The sequence below is a fragment of the Curtobacterium phyllosphaerae genome (assembly GCF_049341865.1).
Lineage (GTDB): Bacteria > Actinomycetota > Actinomycetes > Actinomycetales > Microbacteriaceae > Curtobacterium > Curtobacterium phyllosphaerae.
Window position 1 is genome coordinate 77,719 of sequence record NZ_JBMPIU010000001.1, and the last position, 17,934, is coordinate 95,652.

At 67.7% G+C, this 17,934-nt stretch carries 18 protein-coding genes and 1 pseudogene; 11 read left to right on the top strand and 8 right to left on the bottom strand.

Features of this window, described 5'->3' with window-relative positions; genetic code table 11:
* The first annotated feature begins 10 nt into the window (after positions 1 to 10).
* The 4 genes from ACO0E0_RS00400 to ACO0E0_RS00415 are packed head-to-tail and all read left to right on the top strand — an operon-like array spanning position 11 to position 6,487.
* Entirely contained in the window at positions 11 to 2,143 is a 2,133-nt protein-coding gene (locus ACO0E0_RS00400; RefSeq protein ID WP_422869337.1) for a hydantoinase/oxoprolinase family protein, read from the top strand.
* Positions 2,140 to 2,784 (top strand): hypothetical protein, encoded by a 645-nt coding sequence (locus ACO0E0_RS00405; protein WP_422869339.1) that lies wholly within the window; start codon positions 2,140 to 2,142, stop codon positions 2,782 to 2,784. The genes ACO0E0_RS00400 and ACO0E0_RS00405 overlap by 4 nt, the downstream gene beginning before the upstream one ends.
* A 2-nt stretch (positions 2,785 to 2,786) precedes the next feature.
* Positions 2,787 to 4,070, top strand: coding sequence for a hypothetical protein (locus tag ACO0E0_RS00410; RefSeq protein WP_422869340.1), 1,284 nt, complete (start codon positions 2,787 to 2,789; stop codon positions 4,068 to 4,070).
* 11 nt (positions 4,071 to 4,081) lie between these two features.
* The gene (locus ACO0E0_RS00415) at positions 4,082 to 6,487 is read left to right on the top strand and encodes a polysaccharide lyase 8 family protein (protein ID WP_422869342.1); all 2,406 of its coding nucleotides are present in this window, start codon (positions 4,082 to 4,084) and stop codon (positions 6,485 to 6,487) included.
* 226 nt (positions 6,488 to 6,713) lie between these two features.
* Here the strand turns inward: ACO0E0_RS00415 and ACO0E0_RS00420 are convergent, their stop codons facing one another.
* Complete coding sequence (locus tag ACO0E0_RS00420; RefSeq protein WP_422869344.1) at positions 6,714 to 7,424, bottom strand: TetR/AcrR family transcriptional regulator; 711 nt, start codon at positions 7,422 to 7,424, stop codon at positions 6,714 to 6,716.
* On the opposite strand from ACO0E0_RS00420, the pseudogene ACO0E0_RS00425 reads away from it, so the two are divergent.
* Both ACO0E0_RS00425 and ACO0E0_RS00430 read left to right on the top strand, forming a co-directional pair.
* Positions 7,356 to 7,595, top strand: a pseudogene (locus tag ACO0E0_RS00425) (epoxide hydrolase N-terminal domain-containing protein); the annotation flags it as partial. The gene ACO0E0_RS00420 and the pseudogene ACO0E0_RS00425 overlap by 69 nt on opposite strands.
* A 21-nt stretch (positions 7,596 to 7,616) precedes the next feature.
* On the top strand, positions 7,617 to 8,435 hold the full coding sequence (locus ACO0E0_RS00430; RefSeq protein ID WP_422869926.1) for an alpha/beta fold hydrolase: 819 nt from the start codon (positions 7,617 to 7,619) through the stop codon (positions 8,433 to 8,435).
* 153 nt (positions 8,436 to 8,588) lie between these two features.
* Here ACO0E0_RS00430 and ACO0E0_RS00435 read toward each other — a convergent pair whose 3' ends face one another.
* Positions 8,589 to 9,380, bottom strand: coding sequence for a class I SAM-dependent methyltransferase (locus ACO0E0_RS00435; RefSeq protein ID WP_422869346.1), 792 nt, complete (start codon positions 9,378 to 9,380; stop codon positions 8,589 to 8,591).
* Positions 9,381 to 9,958: 578 nt separating this feature from the next.
* On the opposite strand from ACO0E0_RS00435, the gene ACO0E0_RS00440 reads away from it, so the two are divergent.
* Positions 9,959 to 10,084 carry a hypothetical protein gene (locus tag ACO0E0_RS00440; RefSeq protein WP_422869348.1) on the top strand — a complete coding sequence of 42 codons (126 nt, stop codon included), beginning with the start codon at positions 9,959 to 9,961 and terminating at the stop codon, positions 10,082 to 10,084.
* A gap of 83 nt (positions 10,085 to 10,167) precedes the next feature.
* On the top strand, positions 10,168 to 10,707 hold the full coding sequence (locus ACO0E0_RS00445) for a phosphoribosyltransferase family protein (RefSeq protein WP_422869350.1): 540 nt from the start codon (positions 10,168 to 10,170) through the stop codon (positions 10,705 to 10,707).
* Positions 10,708 to 10,765: 58 nt separating this feature from the next.
* On the opposite strand, the gene ACO0E0_RS00450 is transcribed toward ACO0E0_RS00445, so the two are convergent.
* Positions 10,766 to 11,377, bottom strand: a complete 612-nt coding sequence (locus tag ACO0E0_RS00450; RefSeq protein WP_422869352.1) for a GrpB family protein — start codon at positions 11,375 to 11,377, stop codon at positions 10,766 to 10,768.
* An 87-nt stretch (positions 11,378 to 11,464) separates the two neighbouring features.
* On the opposite strand from ACO0E0_RS00450, the gene ACO0E0_RS00455 reads away from it, so the two are divergent.
* Positions 11,465 to 12,373 (top strand): S66 peptidase family protein, encoded by a 909-nt coding sequence (locus ACO0E0_RS00455; protein ID WP_422869354.1) that lies wholly within the window; start codon positions 11,465 to 11,467, stop codon positions 12,371 to 12,373.
* A 404-nt stretch (positions 12,374 to 12,777) separates the two neighbouring features.
* Here the strand turns inward: ACO0E0_RS00455 and ACO0E0_RS00460 are convergent, their stop codons facing one another.
* Together ACO0E0_RS00460 and ACO0E0_RS00465 are read right to left on the bottom strand one after the other, a co-directional pair.
* Positions 12,778 to 13,317 carry a hypothetical protein gene (locus tag ACO0E0_RS00460; protein ID WP_422869356.1) on the bottom strand — a complete coding sequence of 180 codons (540 nt, stop codon included), beginning with the start codon at positions 13,315 to 13,317 and terminating at the stop codon, positions 12,778 to 12,780.
* 444 nt (positions 13,318 to 13,761) lie between these two features.
* Positions 13,762 to 15,030, bottom strand: coding sequence for a methyltransferase domain-containing protein (locus ACO0E0_RS00465; protein ID WP_422869357.1), 1,269 nt, complete (start codon positions 15,028 to 15,030; stop codon positions 13,762 to 13,764).
* Between the two features lie 315 nt (positions 15,031 to 15,345).
* Here ACO0E0_RS00465 and ACO0E0_RS00470 point away from each other — a divergent pair, with 315 nt between their 5' ends.
* On the top strand, positions 15,346 to 15,552 hold the full coding sequence (locus ACO0E0_RS00470; protein ID WP_422869358.1) for a hypothetical protein: 207 nt from the start codon (positions 15,346 to 15,348) through the stop codon (positions 15,550 to 15,552).
* A 76-nt stretch (positions 15,553 to 15,628) separates the two neighbouring features.
* The gene (locus tag ACO0E0_RS00475; RefSeq protein WP_422869360.1) at positions 15,629 to 15,835 is read left to right on the top strand and encodes a hypothetical protein; all 207 of its coding nucleotides are present in this window, start codon (positions 15,629 to 15,631) and stop codon (positions 15,833 to 15,835) included.
* A 54-nt stretch (positions 15,836 to 15,889) separates the two neighbouring features.
* On the opposite strand, the gene ACO0E0_RS00480 is transcribed toward ACO0E0_RS00475, so the two are convergent.
* The 3 genes from ACO0E0_RS00480 to ACO0E0_RS00490 all read right to left on the bottom strand — a co-directional run bounded on the left by ACO0E0_RS00480 (position 15,890) and on the right by ACO0E0_RS00490 (position 17,904).
* On the bottom strand, positions 15,890 to 16,237 hold the full coding sequence (locus ACO0E0_RS00480) for a hypothetical protein (RefSeq protein ID WP_422869362.1): 348 nt from the start codon (positions 16,235 to 16,237) through the stop codon (positions 15,890 to 15,892).
* Between the two features lie 76 nt (positions 16,238 to 16,313).
* Positions 16,314 to 16,691, bottom strand: a complete 378-nt coding sequence (locus ACO0E0_RS00485; protein WP_422869364.1) for a hypothetical protein — start codon at positions 16,689 to 16,691, stop codon at positions 16,314 to 16,316.
* A 55-nt stretch (positions 16,692 to 16,746) separates the two neighbouring features.
* Positions 16,747 to 17,904, bottom strand: a complete 1,158-nt coding sequence (locus ACO0E0_RS00490; RefSeq protein ID WP_422869366.1) for an FAD-dependent oxidoreductase — start codon at positions 17,902 to 17,904, stop codon at positions 16,747 to 16,749.
* Between the last annotated feature and the right edge of the window lie 30 nt (positions 17,905 to 17,934).

Genomic DNA, 17,934 nt, shown 5'->3' on the forward strand with positions numbered 1-17,934 from the left:
TCACAACGACGTGAAACCCCACGCCCTCCGCATCGGCATCGACGTCGGCGGCACGTTCACCGATGCCGTCGCCATCGATTCCGCCTCGCTCCAGCTCATCGGCCAGGCGAAGGTCCCTACCAGCCACGACCACTCCGACGGAGTCGCCCACGGCATCGTGCAAGCCCTGACGCAGCTCCTGGCATCCATCGGCCGCGACGCCTCCGACGTGGTGTTCCTCGCGCACGGCACCACCCAGGCCACCAACGCGCTCCTGGAAGGCGACGTCGACCCGGTGGGCCTCATCGGCGTCGGCACCGGACCCAGCGGCTTCTTCGCGAACAGGCTGAAGAAGCTCGCTCGGATCGAGATCGCGGACGGCAAGAAGCTCCCCATCGAACACGTGCACGTTCCGGACCCGTTCGACGAGGCCCGCGTCGACGACGTGCTCCGGCACTTCCAGAGCGTCGGCATCAGGTCCATCGTCGTCACCGAACCGTTCTCCGTTGACGACCCGATCGGAGAGCAGCAGATCGCTGAGCAGGCTCGCACGGCCGGGTTCCTCGTCACCGCGGGCCACGACATCACCTCCCTGTACGGGCTGAGCAAACGCACTCGCACTGCAGTGTTGAACGCGGTCATCCTGCCGCGCATGTTCGCCACCGCCGACCTCGTGCAGTCCAGCATCGACGCCGCCGGCATCACCGCTCCGCTCATGGTGATGCGTTGCGACGGAGGGGTCATGTCTCTCGATGAGATGCGCCGGCGCCCCCTGCTGACCGTGCTCTCCGGGCCCGCCGCGGGCGTCGCCGGCGCGCTCATGCAGGACAAGCTCTCCGAAGGTGTCTTCCTGGAGACCGGCGGCACCTCCACGGACATCTCCGTCATCCACCGCGGTCGCGTCGCCATGCAGTACACCCGCTTCGGCGGCAGCTCCACCTACCTCTCCGCGCTCGACGTGCGCACGGTCGGAGTCGGTGGCGGCTCCATGCCCCGGATCAGCTCCGGGGAGATCACCCACGTGGGCCCCCGCAGCGCCCACATCGCCGGCCTCCCTTACGCCTGTTTCGCCACAGTGGAGGACCTGCGGACGGCCAAACTGTCCACCATCGCGCCGATGCCCGGGGACCCTGCGGACTACACGGTCATCGAAGCCCTCGGCGGGCGGTATGCGATCACGATGACCTGCGCTGCAAATGCGCTCGGCCTCATCCCAGAAGGGGACTACGCCCACGCCGACCAGCGGGTCGCGAAGCTCGCTCTCGCGCCGCTGGCTGCTGCGCTGGGCACCGACGTGCCCGCTGCCGCTCGCGCGGTCCTGGATGCTGGAGTCGCTCCGGTCCTCGACGTGGTGAAGACGATGATCGAGGACTACGACCTTCCCAAGGACGGAGTCACCCTGGTTGGTGGAGGTGGTGGCGCTTCGTCCGTCACCCCGCACGCCGGGCAGAGCACCGGGTACGCGTGGCGGATCGCCGAGCACAGCGAGGTGATCAGCCCCATCGGCGTCGCCCTCGCCCTCATCCGCGAACAGGTGGAGCGGATCCTCCCGGGCGCCACCGACGAGCAGATCCTCGCCGTCCGCCGAGAAGCCGAGCAAGCCGTCATCGCGCAGGGCGCCGCTCCTGCGGGAGTCTCCGTGGACGTCACCGTCGACCCGCAGTCGAACACCGTCCGCGCGATCGCGACCGGCGCCACCGAGCTGCGCGCCCAGGACCGCACTGCCAGGCTCACCGACGCCGACCTTCGCAGCATCGCCGCGGAGAGCCTCGCTGCCGACCCCGCCCAAGTCGCGGTCCTCGCATCGACCGACAACCACGTCGTGTTCGGCGGACCAGAGCGCCGCCGGTTCCTTCGGGCCGTTCAGCACCCCGTACGAGTGCTGGACCGGGACGGCGTCGTGCGGGTGGCGTCGGCGAACGCGCAGGTGGAGCAGTCGACCGCCGGGAGCGGCATCGACCGGCTCCCGCAGCTGGTCGCCGAGCACACCTCGTACGGCGACGGCGGCTCCCGCGCCCCGGCGCTGCAGCTGCTCATCGGTCCGCGCATCGCCGACCTCTCCGGCGTCCTGGACGAATCGCAGCTGATCTCCTTGGCCCGCACGGAGCTGGAAGGCCGCGACCGGGCCGAGTCTCTGGTCGCGGTCCTCGAGGTCAGGTCATGACCGCCACCGTCCCGGCCCTCCTCGACACCATCACCCGGAAGCGGCTCGGCAAGCTCGCTGCGCTCGATGACGTCGCCCTCGCCGTTCAGCTCCTCCGGAACGTTCCGACGAACGAGAACCGGTCGGACACCGAACTGGCTCAGCATGCCGGTCGTGCCCTGGACTACGGCGCCGGACTCGCCGACGACCACGACCGTGCAGACGCCCCGGCCACGGTCACCGAGCGCACCGGCGGCATCCAGGACCGGGTCCTCGCCCGGTACAACTCCCGCAGCGACCAGGTGGACCTGTACGTCGACACCATCCTGTTCTGCGACTCGCTGATCGACGAGATGGGGTGGCGGCACTGGTACCCGGCAGGGTCCGTACGACAAGCCGCGATCGATCACGAACACGCTCACCACCTCGTCACACGCAACCACGCGAGGGAGCTCCGCCGGGCCCTCGACCACGACGCGTTCCGCGTCGGCCGGTGGCGGCGGCTGGCGTTCATCGCCGGCGCCGACGAGGTCGCGGCACATGCGTTCGCCTCCGCCAACGCCAGCGTGGGCCGGTCGTTCCTGCTGCTGACCGCCGCGGCATCCGCGGCCCTCTCCACGCGCCGGAGCGCGTCTCGTCCTTCCACCCCATCGGAGAACTGATCATGGGCATCGCCATCATCATCGTCATGGCCATCGGGATCGGTCTGATCCTCACCGGCAAACTCCCCACCGCGTTCGCGTTGATCCTCATCGCCGTCGCGATCGCGCTCCTCGGCGGTGCGCCGTTCGTCGGCGCCACCGACAGCGTCCTCACCACCGTGCTGCAACTCGGCGCGTTCTACCTGGCTGCGACCATGATCGCCATCCTCCTGGGCTCTTGGCTCGGGGAGTTGATGCGCGAGACCGCGATCGCGGCGACCTTGGTGCGGAAGACCGTCGAGTTCGCCGGCGACCGCCCGGTCGTCGTCGCCCTCGGCGTCCTCGTCATCTCCGCCCTCGTCGGCTCCGTCACCGGTTCCGCCCCCGCCGCGCTCCTCGCCGGTGTGATCGGCATCCCCGCAATGATCGCGGTCGGCATCCCGAAGGTCACCGCCGCGGGCACCATCCTGATGGGTCTCGGCGCCGGAGTGCCGTTCGAACTGCCCGTGTGGCAGTTCTTCTCCACCGCCCTGCACCTGACGATCCCGCAGGTGCGCTCGTTCATGATCGTGCTGTTCCCCTTCGCCGCGGCCGCCGCGATCGCGTTCGTCCTGATCGAAAGCCGCCGCAAGGGCACCGTGCACGCCTGGTCCCTCGCCGCTCCCACCCGCCCTGAGCAGAAGCGCCGCGTCCGCCTGGGCGACGCGCCCTGGTACTCGCTGCTGACCCCCCTGGTCCCGATCGTGCTGGCGCTTGTACTGCAGATCCCGATCATCCCGTCACTGCTCACCGGGGTGCTGTTCGCCGTCGTCACCACCACCCGCCCGAAGCTGTGGACCACCGTGCTGCTGCGCACCCTGTACAACAGCTTCAAGGTCGCCGCCGCCCCGATCGTGCTGTTCATCGCCATCGGCATCCTGCTCTCCGCCGTCAGCCTCCCCGGCTCCGTCGCCGCCCTGAAACCCATCGTCGACGCCGTCGCACCGACGAACGTGTGGCTGTACGTCATCGTCTTCTCGGTCCTGGTGCCGCTGTGCCTGTACCGCGGACCGTTGAACATCTACGGCCTCGGCGCCGGCATCGCCGGCGCGCTGACCGCGATCGGGTTCTACTCCCCGATGGCGGTCCTGGGACTGATGACCTCCTACAACCAGGTGTTCGGCGTCGCGGACCCCACCAGCACCCAGACCGTGTGGGCGTCCCAGTACTCCGGCGTCGCCCCCCAACAGGTCATGATCCGCGTCCTGCCCTACGTGTGGGTCGTCGCGATCGCCGGCATCACCATCTCCGCTGTCCGCTACCTCTGAGAGGACCACCCATGCAACGCAATGAGGCACACTCCTCCGGTCCCTCGCGACGCACCGTCCTGCAAGTCGGCGCCGCCGCAATCGGCGGCCTCGCCGCCGCCTCCACGGTCGGACTCGGACCCATCGGTGCTGCGGTCGCGGCGACCACCCCGACCGTGTACGACAGGATCCGCGCCAACTGGTTGGCGACACTGGTCGGCTCCGTCGACACCAGCGTCGCCGTCGTCGCCGACTACGTCAAAGCGGCCGCCGCCACCGCACAGACCCTGCGGAACTCGCTGGACACGTCCTCCGATCGCACCTACCTGTGGGCCGACCTGGACAGCAGCACCATCTCCGCCGTGCAGACCACCGCCATCGGCCGGATCCGTACCCTCGCCCTGGCGTTGAAGACGCCGGGATCGACTCTCTACCAGGACGCCGATCTCAGCGACGACATCGTCTCCGCCGTGGAATGGTTCCTGGCGCACAAGTACGGCGGGACGGTCGCCAAGTACAACAACTGGTGGGACTTCGAGATCGGCATTCCCCTCGCCCTCAACGACGTCTGCGTCCTCATGTTCGACGAGCTCGGCACCACCGACGTCGCCACCGCAATGGCCGCCATCAAGAAGTACGCGCCCGATCCCGACATCACCAACGGCGGGACGTCGACCGGGGCGAACCGGAACTGGGCCTGCTCCATCGCGATCGTCCGCGGTGCTCTCAGCGGCGACAGCACCCTGCTGTCCACCGCGAAGACCGCGTACTCGAAGCTGTTCGCGTATTCCACCTCGGGCGACGGGTTCTACCCCGACGGCGGTTTCATCCAGCACGACCACTACGCCTACACCGGCGCCTACGGCGTCTCGCTGCTGCAGTACATCACCTACAGCATGCTCGCCGTTCAAGGCACCACCTACGCGTTCAGCAGCAACGCGGTCTCTCTCGTGACCACGTGGGTGCAGCAGAACTACCGGCCCTGGCTGTACCGGGGCGAGATGATGGACATGGTTCGCGGTCGTGCCCTGTCGCGGTTCTACGAGACCGACGCCCGCACAGGACGGCTGGTCATCGCCACCCTCGCCCAACTCACCGCCGTCCTGCCGACCGCCGACGCCGCCACCTTGAAAGCGCAGATCAAGGGGTGGATCGCCGCGGCGACCTTCCAGCCGTTCTTCACCTACGACCCCGCCCCGGTCGAACAGGTCCGGATCCCCTCCATCGTTCGCGGACACGGCATCGACACGGCCAACACAGTGACCGCGGTCGGCGAGTCCACGGCGTCGGTGATCGCCACCTCCATGGCGCGCGCCGTGCACCGCCGGCCCGGGTTCGCGTTCGGCATCGCCATGGACACCGCCACCATCCACCCGTACGAGAGCGAGAACCAGGAGAACCTGCTCGGCTGGTACACCGGCGAAGGAGCCGTCTACCTCTACCTGCCCGCCAGCAACGGGCACTGGGCCAACGAATACTGGCCGACCGCGAGCAAGTACCACATCCCCGGAACCACCGTCGAATCGGTGCACGTCGCCTCCGGTGCCAGCCGCAGATCGTCCAACACGTGGGCCGGCGGCGTCGTACAAGGCGACGTCACCGCCGTCGGGATGGGCCTGGCGCCCACGAATGAGGATCTGCGGGCGAAGAAGTCCTGGTTCTGCCTCGCCGACACCATCGTCGCGCTCGGTGCCGGCATCACCGCCAGCGACGGCAACGACGTCATCACGTTCATCGAGAGCCGCAACATCGGCCCGAACGGCTCAACGACGCCGGTGATCGACGGCAGCACCGTGCTCACCACGCCCGACAGCACTCCGACGACCTTCACCCCTGACTGGGTCCACATCCCCGGCGTCGGTGGATACGTCTTCCCCAGCACAACCACGGTGCAGGCGACCCGCGCCGACCAGTCCGGGTACTGGACCAGCATGGACAACCGCGGCACCTACGAAGACGACACGGAACACACCCGACGGTTCATCACCCTCGCCATCGACCACGGCACCGACCCGACGAACAAGTCGTACGCGTACTTCCAGCTGCCCGCAGCGACCCAGGCGCAGACCTCCGCCGCCGCCGCGTCGGACGACATCACCGTCCTGTCCAACACCGCCGACGTCCAGACGGTTCGTCAGGCCTCGACCGGGGTGACCGCCACGAACGTGTGGGTCAGCGGTCAGCCCGCGGTCGGCGGCATCTCGATCGACAAGACCGGCTGCGTCGTCGTCCGCAACTCCGGCGGCACCCTCACAGTGGCCGTCTCCGATCCGACCCAGGCGCTCACTGGCCAGGTGACGGTCACCCTCGACACGTCCGCATCCAGCCTGACGGCGAAGGACGACGGCGTCACCGTCGTGTCCACTTCCCCGGTGACCCTGCGAATCGACGTCGACGGCGCGGACGGCGGCACCTTCACGGCGACGTTCACGATGTGATCCGCGGCACGCCGTCCGCGGTGCCCGAGCTCCTCACCCGGAGCTCGAGCAACGACTCACCGCACTCGCGACCCACCGCACGCCACCGATGGAGTGGCCAGTGCTCGAGTGCTGACCGTTGCGTCGGTGTCTCGGCCGAGGATCGCCTCGCGGACGGTGGTGCCGAAGGCCGGATCCTCCCTGCGGTCCGTCGGCGTGACCAACTCGTGACGCCGATCGCGCTACCTCAGGGGCCGGTGACGAGTCGTTGGACGGTGTCCGCGATCCACGACCGGGTCTCCGGAGTGTCCTCGAGTTCGTCTCGGAGCATTCGGTACCGCGCGGTGATCCCGAGCATGAACACATCCACGGCCCGAGCTCGTGCCGCCGCGTCCTCGGGTGACATTCCGTGTTCCTCGAGCTGGCGCCGCATCGGCGCGAGGGATTCGGCGTCGAGGAACGCCGAGAGCCTTGCGGCGGAGGCGGCGTGCTCGCCCGAGGAGCGGAGCAAGGCGACCAACGGATCGGTCCCTGCAAGCCGAGACCATCGCGTCATGACGGCTTCGCTGAGACGTTCACCGATCGTCTCGAGCGGCCCCTGGGCGAAGCGCTCGACGCCGAGGTCGGTGTCGGCGACGGCGTCGTACAGCCCTTCCTTGCCCCCGAAGTAGCGGGTGATGAGGTTCGGCGACACCTCGGCCGCAGCAGCGATCTCGCGAACGGTGGTCGCTTGGAAGCCGTCCTGAGTGAATGCCCGCGCGGCTGCCACCAGGATCCGAGCCCGAGTCTTCTGCGCATCCTTCTCGCGTCCAGGGGCCCCCACGCTTCGACGATAGCGGCTGCGACAGACGTGTGTACCCACGCACACACCATGTGTATGCTCGTACACATGGATCTGCCCCTCCGTCGTGTGGATGACGCGGCCTTCGTCGACCTCCAGCGCCGATTGGAGCTCCACCGCGCACCCGATCTCGTTCCCGGACCCAGTTCCGCGGGGGTCGACCAGATCGCGCTTGCGGAGCTCCTCGTCGTTTGGCGATCCGACTTCGACTGGCCCGCGGTCGAGGACCGGATCCGGGCGCTCCCGTGGGAGCGCGTCGGCAGGCTCTCCGTCGTCCACCAGCCCTCCGTGCGGACCGATGCGCCGACCGTGGTGCTGTTACACGGGTGGCCGGACTCGGTGCTCCGGTATGAACGTGTCCTGCCGCTCCTCACTGACGTCAACGTCGTCGTCCCCGCGCTCCCCGGCTTCCCGTTCGCCGCCCCGTGGTCGTCGGGGTCGATCGACACGGCGGCGATCGCGCACGCCGTGGCCGAGACCATGTCACAACTCGGGTACAGCGGGTACACGGTCTCGGCCGGGGACGTCGGCGCAGACGTGGCCGAACACCTCGCAACACTCCACCCCGACCAGGTCCTCTCCCTGCACCTGACGAACATCTCACCCCTGCACGCCGTCTTCGCGGACCGGGCGGCCATGACCGGTGCTGAACGGGAGTACCTCGAACTGGTTGCCCGGTGGTCGCGGTCGGAAGGGGCGTACATCGCCGCGCAGGCGAGCAAACCCGCCACGCTCGCAGTGGCCCTCAGCGATTCACCGGCAGGCCTCGCCGCGTGGCTGCTCGAGAAGCTCCACGCGTGGAGTGACGAAGCCCCCACGGTGCAGCACGCGCTCGAGTGGATCAGCGCCTACTGGTTCACCAACACCATCGGGTCGTCGTTCGCCACGTACGCCGCATTCGTGCCACCGGTTCCGTACGTCCACACCGCGACGGTCCTCAGTGTCTTCGGTCATGACACGAAGCCAGCTCCCAGAGCGTTCGCCGAACGGTTCGTCGACCTGCGGGCGTACGTCGAGCACGAGCACGGTGGCCACTTCGCGGCATGGGAGCAACCGGAGGTGTACGCGGGAGACCTGCGGACCGCGGTCCGACTCGGGGACCAACGACCTCGAAGCGCTTCTCAGTAGCCGATCTTGGGTTCAGTCGGTGGTTGCAACACCACCGTGGATCAGAGTGGTGCAGATGGGATCGAGGCTGGAACACCGTGCTCGGGAGGCGCGGTTCTGGGAGCTGTTGAGACAGGGCCTCGGGCGGACGGCGGCCGTCTGGCCGTCACCGTGTCAGTGGTTGGCGGTGAGGATGGTGAATTCGTTGTCGTCGACGAGGAGACCGTCGGCGTCGACGAACGCTGTGAGCCGCTCAGCGAGCTGGTCGTCGAACGCAGCGGCGCGGTCGCCGAGCACAGCCAGGGATGCGAACGACGTCGAGTGCAGGTACCCGATGACACTCTCCACCGTGCGGGTCCGTCGCACCGGGATCGACTCGCGCTCCACCCCGCGGTAGCCCGCTTCGACGAGGTCGTCGGCGTAGTCGTGGGTCGGCGCCCGGTACGTGCCAGCACCCGCGCGACGTTCGTCCCCGAGGAACTCGCGGACGATGTCGAGGGTGGCGGTCTTCCACGGCGCGTTCGCCGCCCACACGCTGCGGTCTCCCAGGATCGCGAGCACACCGTGCGGGGCGAGAACACCTCCTGCACGGGCGAGGAACCGTGCCCGGTCGAACCAGTGGAACGCCCGACACACGGTGACGAGCTGCGGCCGCCACCCGGACGGCACGGTGAAGTCCTCGGCGGTGGCGTGCATCAGCGCCACCCGGTGCTGCGCGATCTGCGCGGAGAGCGACCGCGATGCGACAGCGAGGAGGTCCGGGTCCGGGTCCACGCCGATGGCATCGTCGAAGTGCGCCGTCAGTGCGGTGATGACGAAGCCGGTGCCGGTTCCCACGTCCAGCAGCCGCCGCACGCCGTCGGGTCCGGCCGACGGCGCCGCTTCCGCCAGGCGCTGCACGACGATCGGCGGAACGTCGGACCGGTACGCCCCGTAGAACTCGGCAGTCGACGCGAACACGCTCACCCGGCCACGCTAACGCGCGCTCAACCGCGACTCCATGATGGGGCAGACAGCCGACCGCTCGGGGGTGGTCCGTCGGACGCCGTCGAGCAGGAGGAGCTGGTCAGATGACAGACCGGGACGCGAGAATCGCCGTTCGATGGCCCGTGGCACGACGTCGGCGCGGTAGCCGATCAGCTACCGGCCGGGCGGGCGTCGTGCCACAATCCGTCAAGAGCGATTTCGAGCCACCAGGAGACGTCGTGCGAACCACCTCTGTCACCACCTGGGTGCTCGTCGGCGTCCTGGGCGCGGGAGGACTCATCGCGCTCGTTGCCTACGGATCTGACCGGCAGTGGTGGCTGGCTCTGAGTGTCGCCGCACCCGCGACCCTGCTGATTCTTCTGCTCCTCCGCGCAGACCGGCGCAGATGGCAACGAACTGCCACGGACCGCTCGGGATGATCCGGAGCTGCGCGGCCGAGACCCGAAGGTGGATCCGCTGGTGAGACCTCCCCACCTGGCGTCGGTTCGACTGCGACAGGCGGAAGGGATGGGTACCCGAACGTTGCCGTACCGCGTCATCGAGCGCACAGTGAGCCGATGAGCGATCGTGAACGTACACCTGATCGGGTAGCGGCCGTCATGGGCGGTGCAGCCGCGCTTGTTGCCATCGTCGTCGTGATCGTATGGTCCCTCGCAACGCAGACGCCTGCCGTCGTTACCTGACTGGAGTGGCCGGCAGCCAAGGCCCACCCCGCGAACGATCGGTCACCGGGCCGGATCACGCGCCCCGCCGCTACGGTGGCGATATGGTCGATCCCGCGATGCAGCTCCTCGGCCGCCGGCACGTCCTCGAGCGCTTCCGATGGATCGACGGCGACGCTGACACCTGGACGATGCTGCGCGACCCGGCCGCGCTGCGTGCCGTCGTGAATGCACTGGCCGACCTTCTGGCCGACCAGGAGCTCGACGTGATCGTCGGCATCGAGGCGAGAGGGTTCGTGCTCGGACCGTCCGTCGCCATCGCCCTCGGCATCGGGTTCTCTCCCATCCGCAAGAACGGTGCGAAGTTTCCTGGCGACGTGATCGGGCACCAGAGCACGCCGGACTACCGCGGACGCACCCAGGTCTTCGAAGCACGACGAGACCACTACTCGTCCGGCCAGAGGGTTGGCCTGATCGATGACTGGATAGAGACCGGGAGCCAGGCCGTGGCGGCGCAGCGCCTGATCGCGACCGCTGGAGCCGAGCTGGCCGCCGTTGCGGTGATCATCGACGAGGCGACCGAGGACGTGCGGCACGTTCTTCCTCCCATTCGATCGATCGTGACCGCGGCCGAACTCCCCTGACGAGCCGATCCGAACGACGGTCCTGACGCGTCTCGACAGGGGATTGTCCGATACGAATTCAGGATCGAGGGTGAGGGTCGTGGGTGTGATGCGACTCGGCGGCGAACGCTCGCTCGTAGATGTCGTACACAGCCGCGGCCTTCGCGTCGTTGTAGCGCTCGCCTTCCTCGGCGTGCGCGGCCTGCGTCTTCGCGTCGGCATAGGCCTGTCGGTCCTCGGGGTGGGCCTGCAACCACTCAACGAACAGACGATGCCGTTGCGGTTCCACCGCGTCCGGTTTCCACACGTGCAGGTTGGTGTTGGGATCACCGAGGGTGAGCTGCCGGTGCGGATCACCCGCGATGACGTCGCGGAAGATCAGACAGAACCCGACCGCTTCAAGCTTCGGCAACCACGTGTGCTCATCGAGGACGTCGGGCACGAGCAGGTCGGCGTCGATGACGGGCTTGGCGACCATGCCGGGTACGGCCGTCGAGCCGACGTGCCGGACGGTGTGATCAGTGCCGAGCGCATCCGTGACGAGATTCCGCACGTGCACGAATGACTCACTCCATCGCGGGTCGTAGGTCTGTGGGGTTCCGGGATCGGTCTGTCGGAATGCGACGCGTTGAGATTGACGGGCGGTGTTGCTGTCGGCGGCGAACGGACGCCAGAGGGGGTGAGTGGCCACAGTCTCATCATGGACACGCAGCCGTGTCTCAGTAGCCGATGGGCTATCGAGACGCTGTGACGGAGGTCCTGGATAGGGTCCCGAAGCATGGAAGCAACGACGCTCGAACCCCGCACCCTGGTCCCCGGCGACACCGTGGCGATCGTTTCGCCGGCGTCCTGGCCGGAGGACCCCGTCCCAGGCTGGATCGCCCAGCAGGTCGAGTCGTGGGAGCTTCGAGCAGTCATCGCCCCGCACGCTCTCGACCACCGCGGCTACCTCGCCGGCACCGACGCTGACCGGATCGCCGACCTCAACAACGTCATCCGCGACCCGGCCGTCCGAGCTGTCATCGCCTCAACTGGAGGATGCGGCAGTTTCCGGATCGTCCCGGACGTCGACGTCGACGCGCTCCGTACCAACCCCAAGCTACTGATCGGGTACAGCGACATCACCGCTCTGCACTGCGTGTGGGACGCTGCCGGTGTTCCGAGCCTGCACGGGGCGATCGCCGGCGCTCACGCTGACCACGTCCGACGGCTGCTCATGGAAGGCGCCCAGACCGTCGTCGACGCCGACGCTCACGCCCTCTCGGCGGAGCTCACCACAGCGGGGCGTGTCGAGGGCGCACTCTTCGGCGGCAACCTCGAGATGTTGGCGCGGTCGGTCGGGGTCGTGAAGCTCGACCTCGTGGACAAGATCTTCGTCCTCGAAATCAACCGTGCCGCGGGGCTGGGAATGGTGGATCGAGCGCTGACGCAGCTGCGGTACTCCGGAGCACTCGACGGCGTAGCCGGCGTCGCGCTCGGCAGCATCGACCAGTTCGCCGGCTACGAGGACCGCGGCTGGACGATCCTCAACACCCTCCGAGACCACCTCGACGCGCTCGGCGTCCCCGTCCTTGGCGGCCTACCGCTCGGGCACATCGAGGACCTCGTGACCGTGCCCCTCGGCACGCACGCCGTCCTCGACGTCGACCATGCTCGCTTGACGGTGTCCGCGCCGTCCACAAACTGATCGGCTATCGAGACGGGCGTTTGGTGACCGCGGAGTCTCGCGGCGTCACCGCTGCCACTCTTCGTGGGACGTGGCGAGTTTCGACGGTCAGCAGCGTTGGCCTTCGGGTGAAATCCGATGGGTGTGCGGTCGGGGAGATGCGTCGAGCACCATCTTGAGGTTCGTGCGGGGATCTGTCGGTCGAGGACGGCAGTTCCACGCGCGCGCCGCGCGGTGACCCGTGCCCGACGGACAAGCCGGCGACGGGTCCGGACCGGACGCGGGTCCCCGCCCGGCATGTCGACGACCGGGTTCGAGAACGCCGGCGCGGGGTGCCGGCGCCGAGGGGCTTCGCGCCGACGAGGACGAGCAGGGCCACACGGTGCGGGCATTGGGTCATGCGGTGACCGTAGCCGACAGGGTCCCTACTGCAGCACGTTCGTCTCGGGGAGACGGTCCCTGAGCTCGTCGATCCGGCTCGGGAGTGCAGCGATCTCAAAGTGCCCCTGGTCAGAGTCGAACGACACGATGTGCACCTGCGGGTTGATGGTCCAGATCTGCCGCAGCGGCGGGCGCCGCCCGGTGTCGTCACCGAGGTGCACCCCGGAGAACGTGGTCTTCTTGCCGCTCGGGATCCGTATCTGCCACCAGTACCGCTCGAACGTCACACCGCCCGGATCGACCTCGAACCGGCCGTGTCGCCACTTACCGTCCGGTTCGCGGACAGCCGCCTCGATGCGGTCGCCGACGACCTTCCGACCGATGGCGAGACCGAGGAAGATGCCACCACCCGCGAACAGCAGGAACACCAGCCCGCCGATCAGGTACGCCCACACGGACTGAGGGTGGTCACCGTCGAAGAGTCGCGGGAGGAGGAACGCGACGAGGAGCCCGACGATGGCACCTACGAGCGGTGTGATGATACGGAACGCATGCTCTCGGAAGGGCTGACGGCGACGCGGCATGGGTGATCTCCTCGGGTTGAATCCGAGCAAACCACGCTTTCCCGTATCCGTCCGATCAACACTGCTACGAGCGGACGCCTCGCTGCGTGCCCTGGGGATACCCATGGGGAGGAGCCTTCTACGGCGGCGTCCGACCCTTCTATGCCTCAGGTCGAGAATCTGTGTCGCGGATTAGCACTGAGAGCGAGCTCTACGCTGCCCTGCGATGTTCAGGGCGCTAGGAGGTCAAACATCCCCATGACTGCTGTGATGAGGCCGACGCCGCCAAGGGCCGCTCCTAGCATCCGCACCCACCCGGTTCCCCATCGCGCGAGCGGACTCCAAGTCAGGCCGGCTCGCTCGGCAGAGCGAACCCACCCGGCGACGAGTCGCGGAAAGCACACGACGAAAGCTCCCCAGAGCAGGACGAGCGTGCCCGAGATCAGCGGAACCATGGCACTCAAGCTACTGCTGGTCACTTCGCTGAGCAGGGTGGGTCCAGCCGGTGGTCAGGGCAGCGGTGAGGTGTCGGTAGATCTGCCGGGCGATGTAGCGCTTGAGCATGCGCTTGACCTCTCTCGTGGTCTTCCCTTCGGCGAGACGACGCTGCTTGTAGGCGCGGGTGTCGGGGTCGTAGGAGAGCCCGACGCGGGCGACGGTCTCGAGCGCTGAGTTCAGCCGTCGGTCGCCGTGCCCGTTCAGCCGGTGCCTGCTGGTGTTGCCGCTGGAGGCGGCGATCGGGGCCGCGCCGGCCAGCGACGCGAACGCGGCTTCGCTGCGAACTCGGCCGACATGCGAGTACGCGGTGAGGAACACGGCGGCTGAGACGGGGCCGACGCCGGCGATGTTCAGCACCGACGGCGCGAGAGCGGACACGTGCAGTCGGAGCGCGTCATGGTTGGCTTGAAGCTTGCCGGTCAGGTCGATGACGTCGCGGGCGAGGCGAACCGCTCCACCACGAGCGATGAGCCTGTCGATGTCGTCGCTGGGGTGGTGCCGCCATGCTGCAATCGAGGCGATCTGCTTGTCCGTCAGCGGGCGCCAAGCGTCGCTACCGAGGTCGATGGTGCGCAGCAGCGCGGTGAGCGCGTTCCGGTTTGCGGTACGTTGACCGTCCATCGATCTCCGGGCCGCTAGCAGCACGGGCAGCGTCGACCGGATCTGGCCGGTCCTGGGCCAGGAAAGTATCGCCGTGTCGGTGCGCAGCACGGTACGAGCCGCGGCCTCCGCATCGATCGGGTTGGACTTCCCGCGAGCCCCACGGTCGGCTTGTCCTGTTCCTGTTTGGTAACCGACGAGGAGGACGCCACCGGGCCGCAGCACGCGTCGAAACTCCGCGAAGATCATGCCGAGTTCGTGTGGCGGGGTGTGAATTATCGAGTACCAGGCGAGGATGCCGTCGAAGGAGTCATCGGCGTAGGGAAGAGCCGCGAGGTCCGCCTGAAACAGGTCTGCATCGGTGTTGCGCTCCTTGGCCGCGGATAGCATGTTGTCTGACAAATCAGCTCCCGAAAGGGTCGCCGATGCAACCTTCTCGCGCAGGTAGGTGAGCATGCGGCCATTTCCGCACCCGGCGTCCAACACGGCCGGCGCGACGGGAAGTTGCGCGATGAAGTGGTCGATCATCGCCATGTCGATGCCCGCCTCGAAGCTGGTGTCACGGAGGTTCTGGGCGTAGGCCGAGGCGGCCGCGTCGTATCCGGCGCGCGTCTGTGCGACGAGCTGTTCATCCATACGCTCAGGGTAGAGACCGAGCGGGCCCAGCCGATACAGCGTTGGGCCAGGCCCGGGCCTGGCGCTTTTGTCTCGTAGAGCCAAGGAGCGTCCGGCTGCCGATTCTTGGGTTCAGCCGGTCCTACGCCGAGCCCATGCGGACGGCTGGGAGCCATGGGCGACGATGTACACGACCGGCCACGGTGAGTACTGGGCCTCCGTAACGGCCTATCTCCGGGCCAACCGCGGCGCTTGGGTGGCGGCGCTCCGGTCGCAGTAGCCCATCGTTCTTCAAGACAACATCCCGGCCGACCCGCGCAGCGTAGCTTTGCAGCCATGACCACTCGGCGCGTCCTCCTTGTTACGCTCGGTGGCGTGCTGATCGTTGTGGGCTTCGTGCTGATGGCGACTTCAGACGGCAGACTTGACCGACTGATGGCGGTCCTCGTCCTCTTCGGCGGGGTGGCTCTCGTTCTGTTCCCGACAGCGCGTCCGAGCCGTGAGGCACTGTTGCGCTACTGGCGTGATTACGAGAACAAGTAGACACACTCGGCCGGTCCCGATGATCGATCGGCTACCGGACGCTCTCAGATGGCAGTCGAACCGTTATTCTCCAACCATGGCTGAGAGGGAACCGACGCCTGCCGGAAGCGCCCGTCGTTGGTATGCAGTGGCGCTTGTCGGGCTCGTGGTGGCGATCGTGTCGGGCCTGCTTGTCGGTTTCATCGGTCTGCCTGCGCTCGTCGGCTCGTTCTTCGCCGTTCTGGGTCTCCTCGTCCTCATCGGCGCCGCTGGCATCGGGGTGACGAAGTCCCGGCAGCGCTGACAGCGGTTCTAGAGGAGCTTGCCGGCGACGAGCTCGGTGAGGAATCGGCTACCGTCACCCGTTCGTCGAACGGCGGCCAAGCTCTTCGAGGTCGTCGTCGAGTCGAGCGAGGACTGACGCGGGTGCGTTCGAAGGCCAGCGGTCACGAAGCCACTGCGCCGCCTGTACGAGCTCGATTCGGCGGTCATCTTGCTGCATCAGGTGAGCGTGTACTTGCTCGGCCGCGAGTTCGAATGCGGCAGGGTCGGGAGGGACGTCTGCAGCGATCGAGAGTTCGATCGAGCGGCCTCCGAGTCCCAGGATCGGGTGGAGCGCCGGGGGTGCAGCAGAGCTGTGAGCTGCACGCTGACGCGCCCGACGGTCTTGGTACCGCCGGAAGATCTGCGCCGCGAGCCAGGACATGGAACCACTGTGCCCCGTCTCTCCCGCGTCTGGTAGCCGATCGGCGGTTTCAAGGGGTCGTTGCAACGGGTGGTCTTCAGGGGTCCGAGCGTAGCTGCTGGACCGCTTCTGCTGGGGTGCGCCGGCCAAGCTCGGTGTCCTGATCGCACGTCAACGACCGACGCAGATGCTCGCGCAGGGTCCTGATGGTGGGGATCATCAAGTCGCGGACCGCGTCGGCGCTGTGCCCATCAGGCAGCTGCAGCAGCACCACGGAGCGGGTGGTGCGTTCGACGAGGGTGACGATCGCACTCCTGGCATTGATTCCGACGACCAGGTCCCCGACCCAGTGAGGCGGACACCCGTCGTCGCAGGGCTCGTCGGGCACAGCCCGACCGGCCACGCCGTTCGACGCCATCACCTGCTCGGAATACCGGGCTTCTCGGAAGTGCTCCTCCGGATTCGTCGGTTCCACCGGGCTGAGAGGTGAGGCCGCGCGCCGACGGCACGGCCTCACCGATGGGTCGGTGCTAGTCGACGGTGACCTCTGCGTCGAACCGGTTGAACATCTCCAGGAGTCCACGCGGAGAACCGGGCGTGAAGAGCATTTCGAGGCTGTCTGCCGAGTCTTGTGCTGCTCCCTCGGAGCGGGGGAACAGGTCAGTTTCGTACTCGGCGAGAGCGGCCTCGACGTCACCAGTGTGCTTGGCGATCGCGAGTGCGAGGAGGGAACCGTCGTAGATGGCGAGGTTCGCGCCTTCCCCTGCGAAGGGGCTCATAACGTGCGCTGCGTCGCCGAGGAGCGTGACACCGGGAACCCGGTCCCAAGTGAGCCCGACGGGGAGGGCGTTGATGCGGCGCGGGGTGAGCGGGGTGTCCGCGTTCGCGATGAATCCGCGGAGCGAGTCGTCCCATCCGTGCAGCCGGTCGACGATCACCCGCTTCGCGGTGGGAGTGTCCGTGAAGTCGATCGTGTCGACCCAGTCTTCGGGGACGCGGAATCCGAGGTAGACGTGGAGGGTGCCGTCGGTCTCTCGGTGGCCGAGGATGCCGGTGTCGTCCCGGAACGCGAACAGCATGCCCGCACCCATTGCCGCAGCCTCGGCGGGGTGCTGCTCGGCACCGTCGAACAAGTCTGCCTCGACGAAGGAGATGCCGGTGTAGGCGGGCACGGCGTCCGTGAGGAGCGGGCGGACCTTGGACCAGGCGCCATCGGCACCGATGAGGAGGTCGGTGGTGATGGTCTCCCCGTCGGCGAACTCGACCTCGTGGCGTCCGGGGGCACCTTCGACGTCACGGATGGCAACGGCCTTGTGGGCCCAGTGGATGGTGCCGTCGGGGAGCGAGTCGATGAGCATGTCACGGAGCTGCCCGCGGTCGACCTCGGGGCGTTCCATCTGGCCTTGGTCATGTTCCTCGCGGAGCACCGTGGCCGTGTGGTCGAGAATCCGCATCGATTCGCCGCCACGGTGGATGATCGCTTCGAACTCGTTCCAGAGGTTGGCTACGTGGATGGCCTTCTGGCCGTTGTGGTCGTGGATGTCGAGCATGCCGCCCTGAACGCGTGCGTGGCGATCGGCTTCGAGGTCGAACACGGCTGACTCGATGCCGTTGACGTGCAGGACGCGGGCGGTCATCAGGCCGCCGAGCCCGCCGCCGAGGATCACGATCGGATGGTGCTTGGTCATGAGGCTCCTCCTTGTTGGTTGATGGTGGTG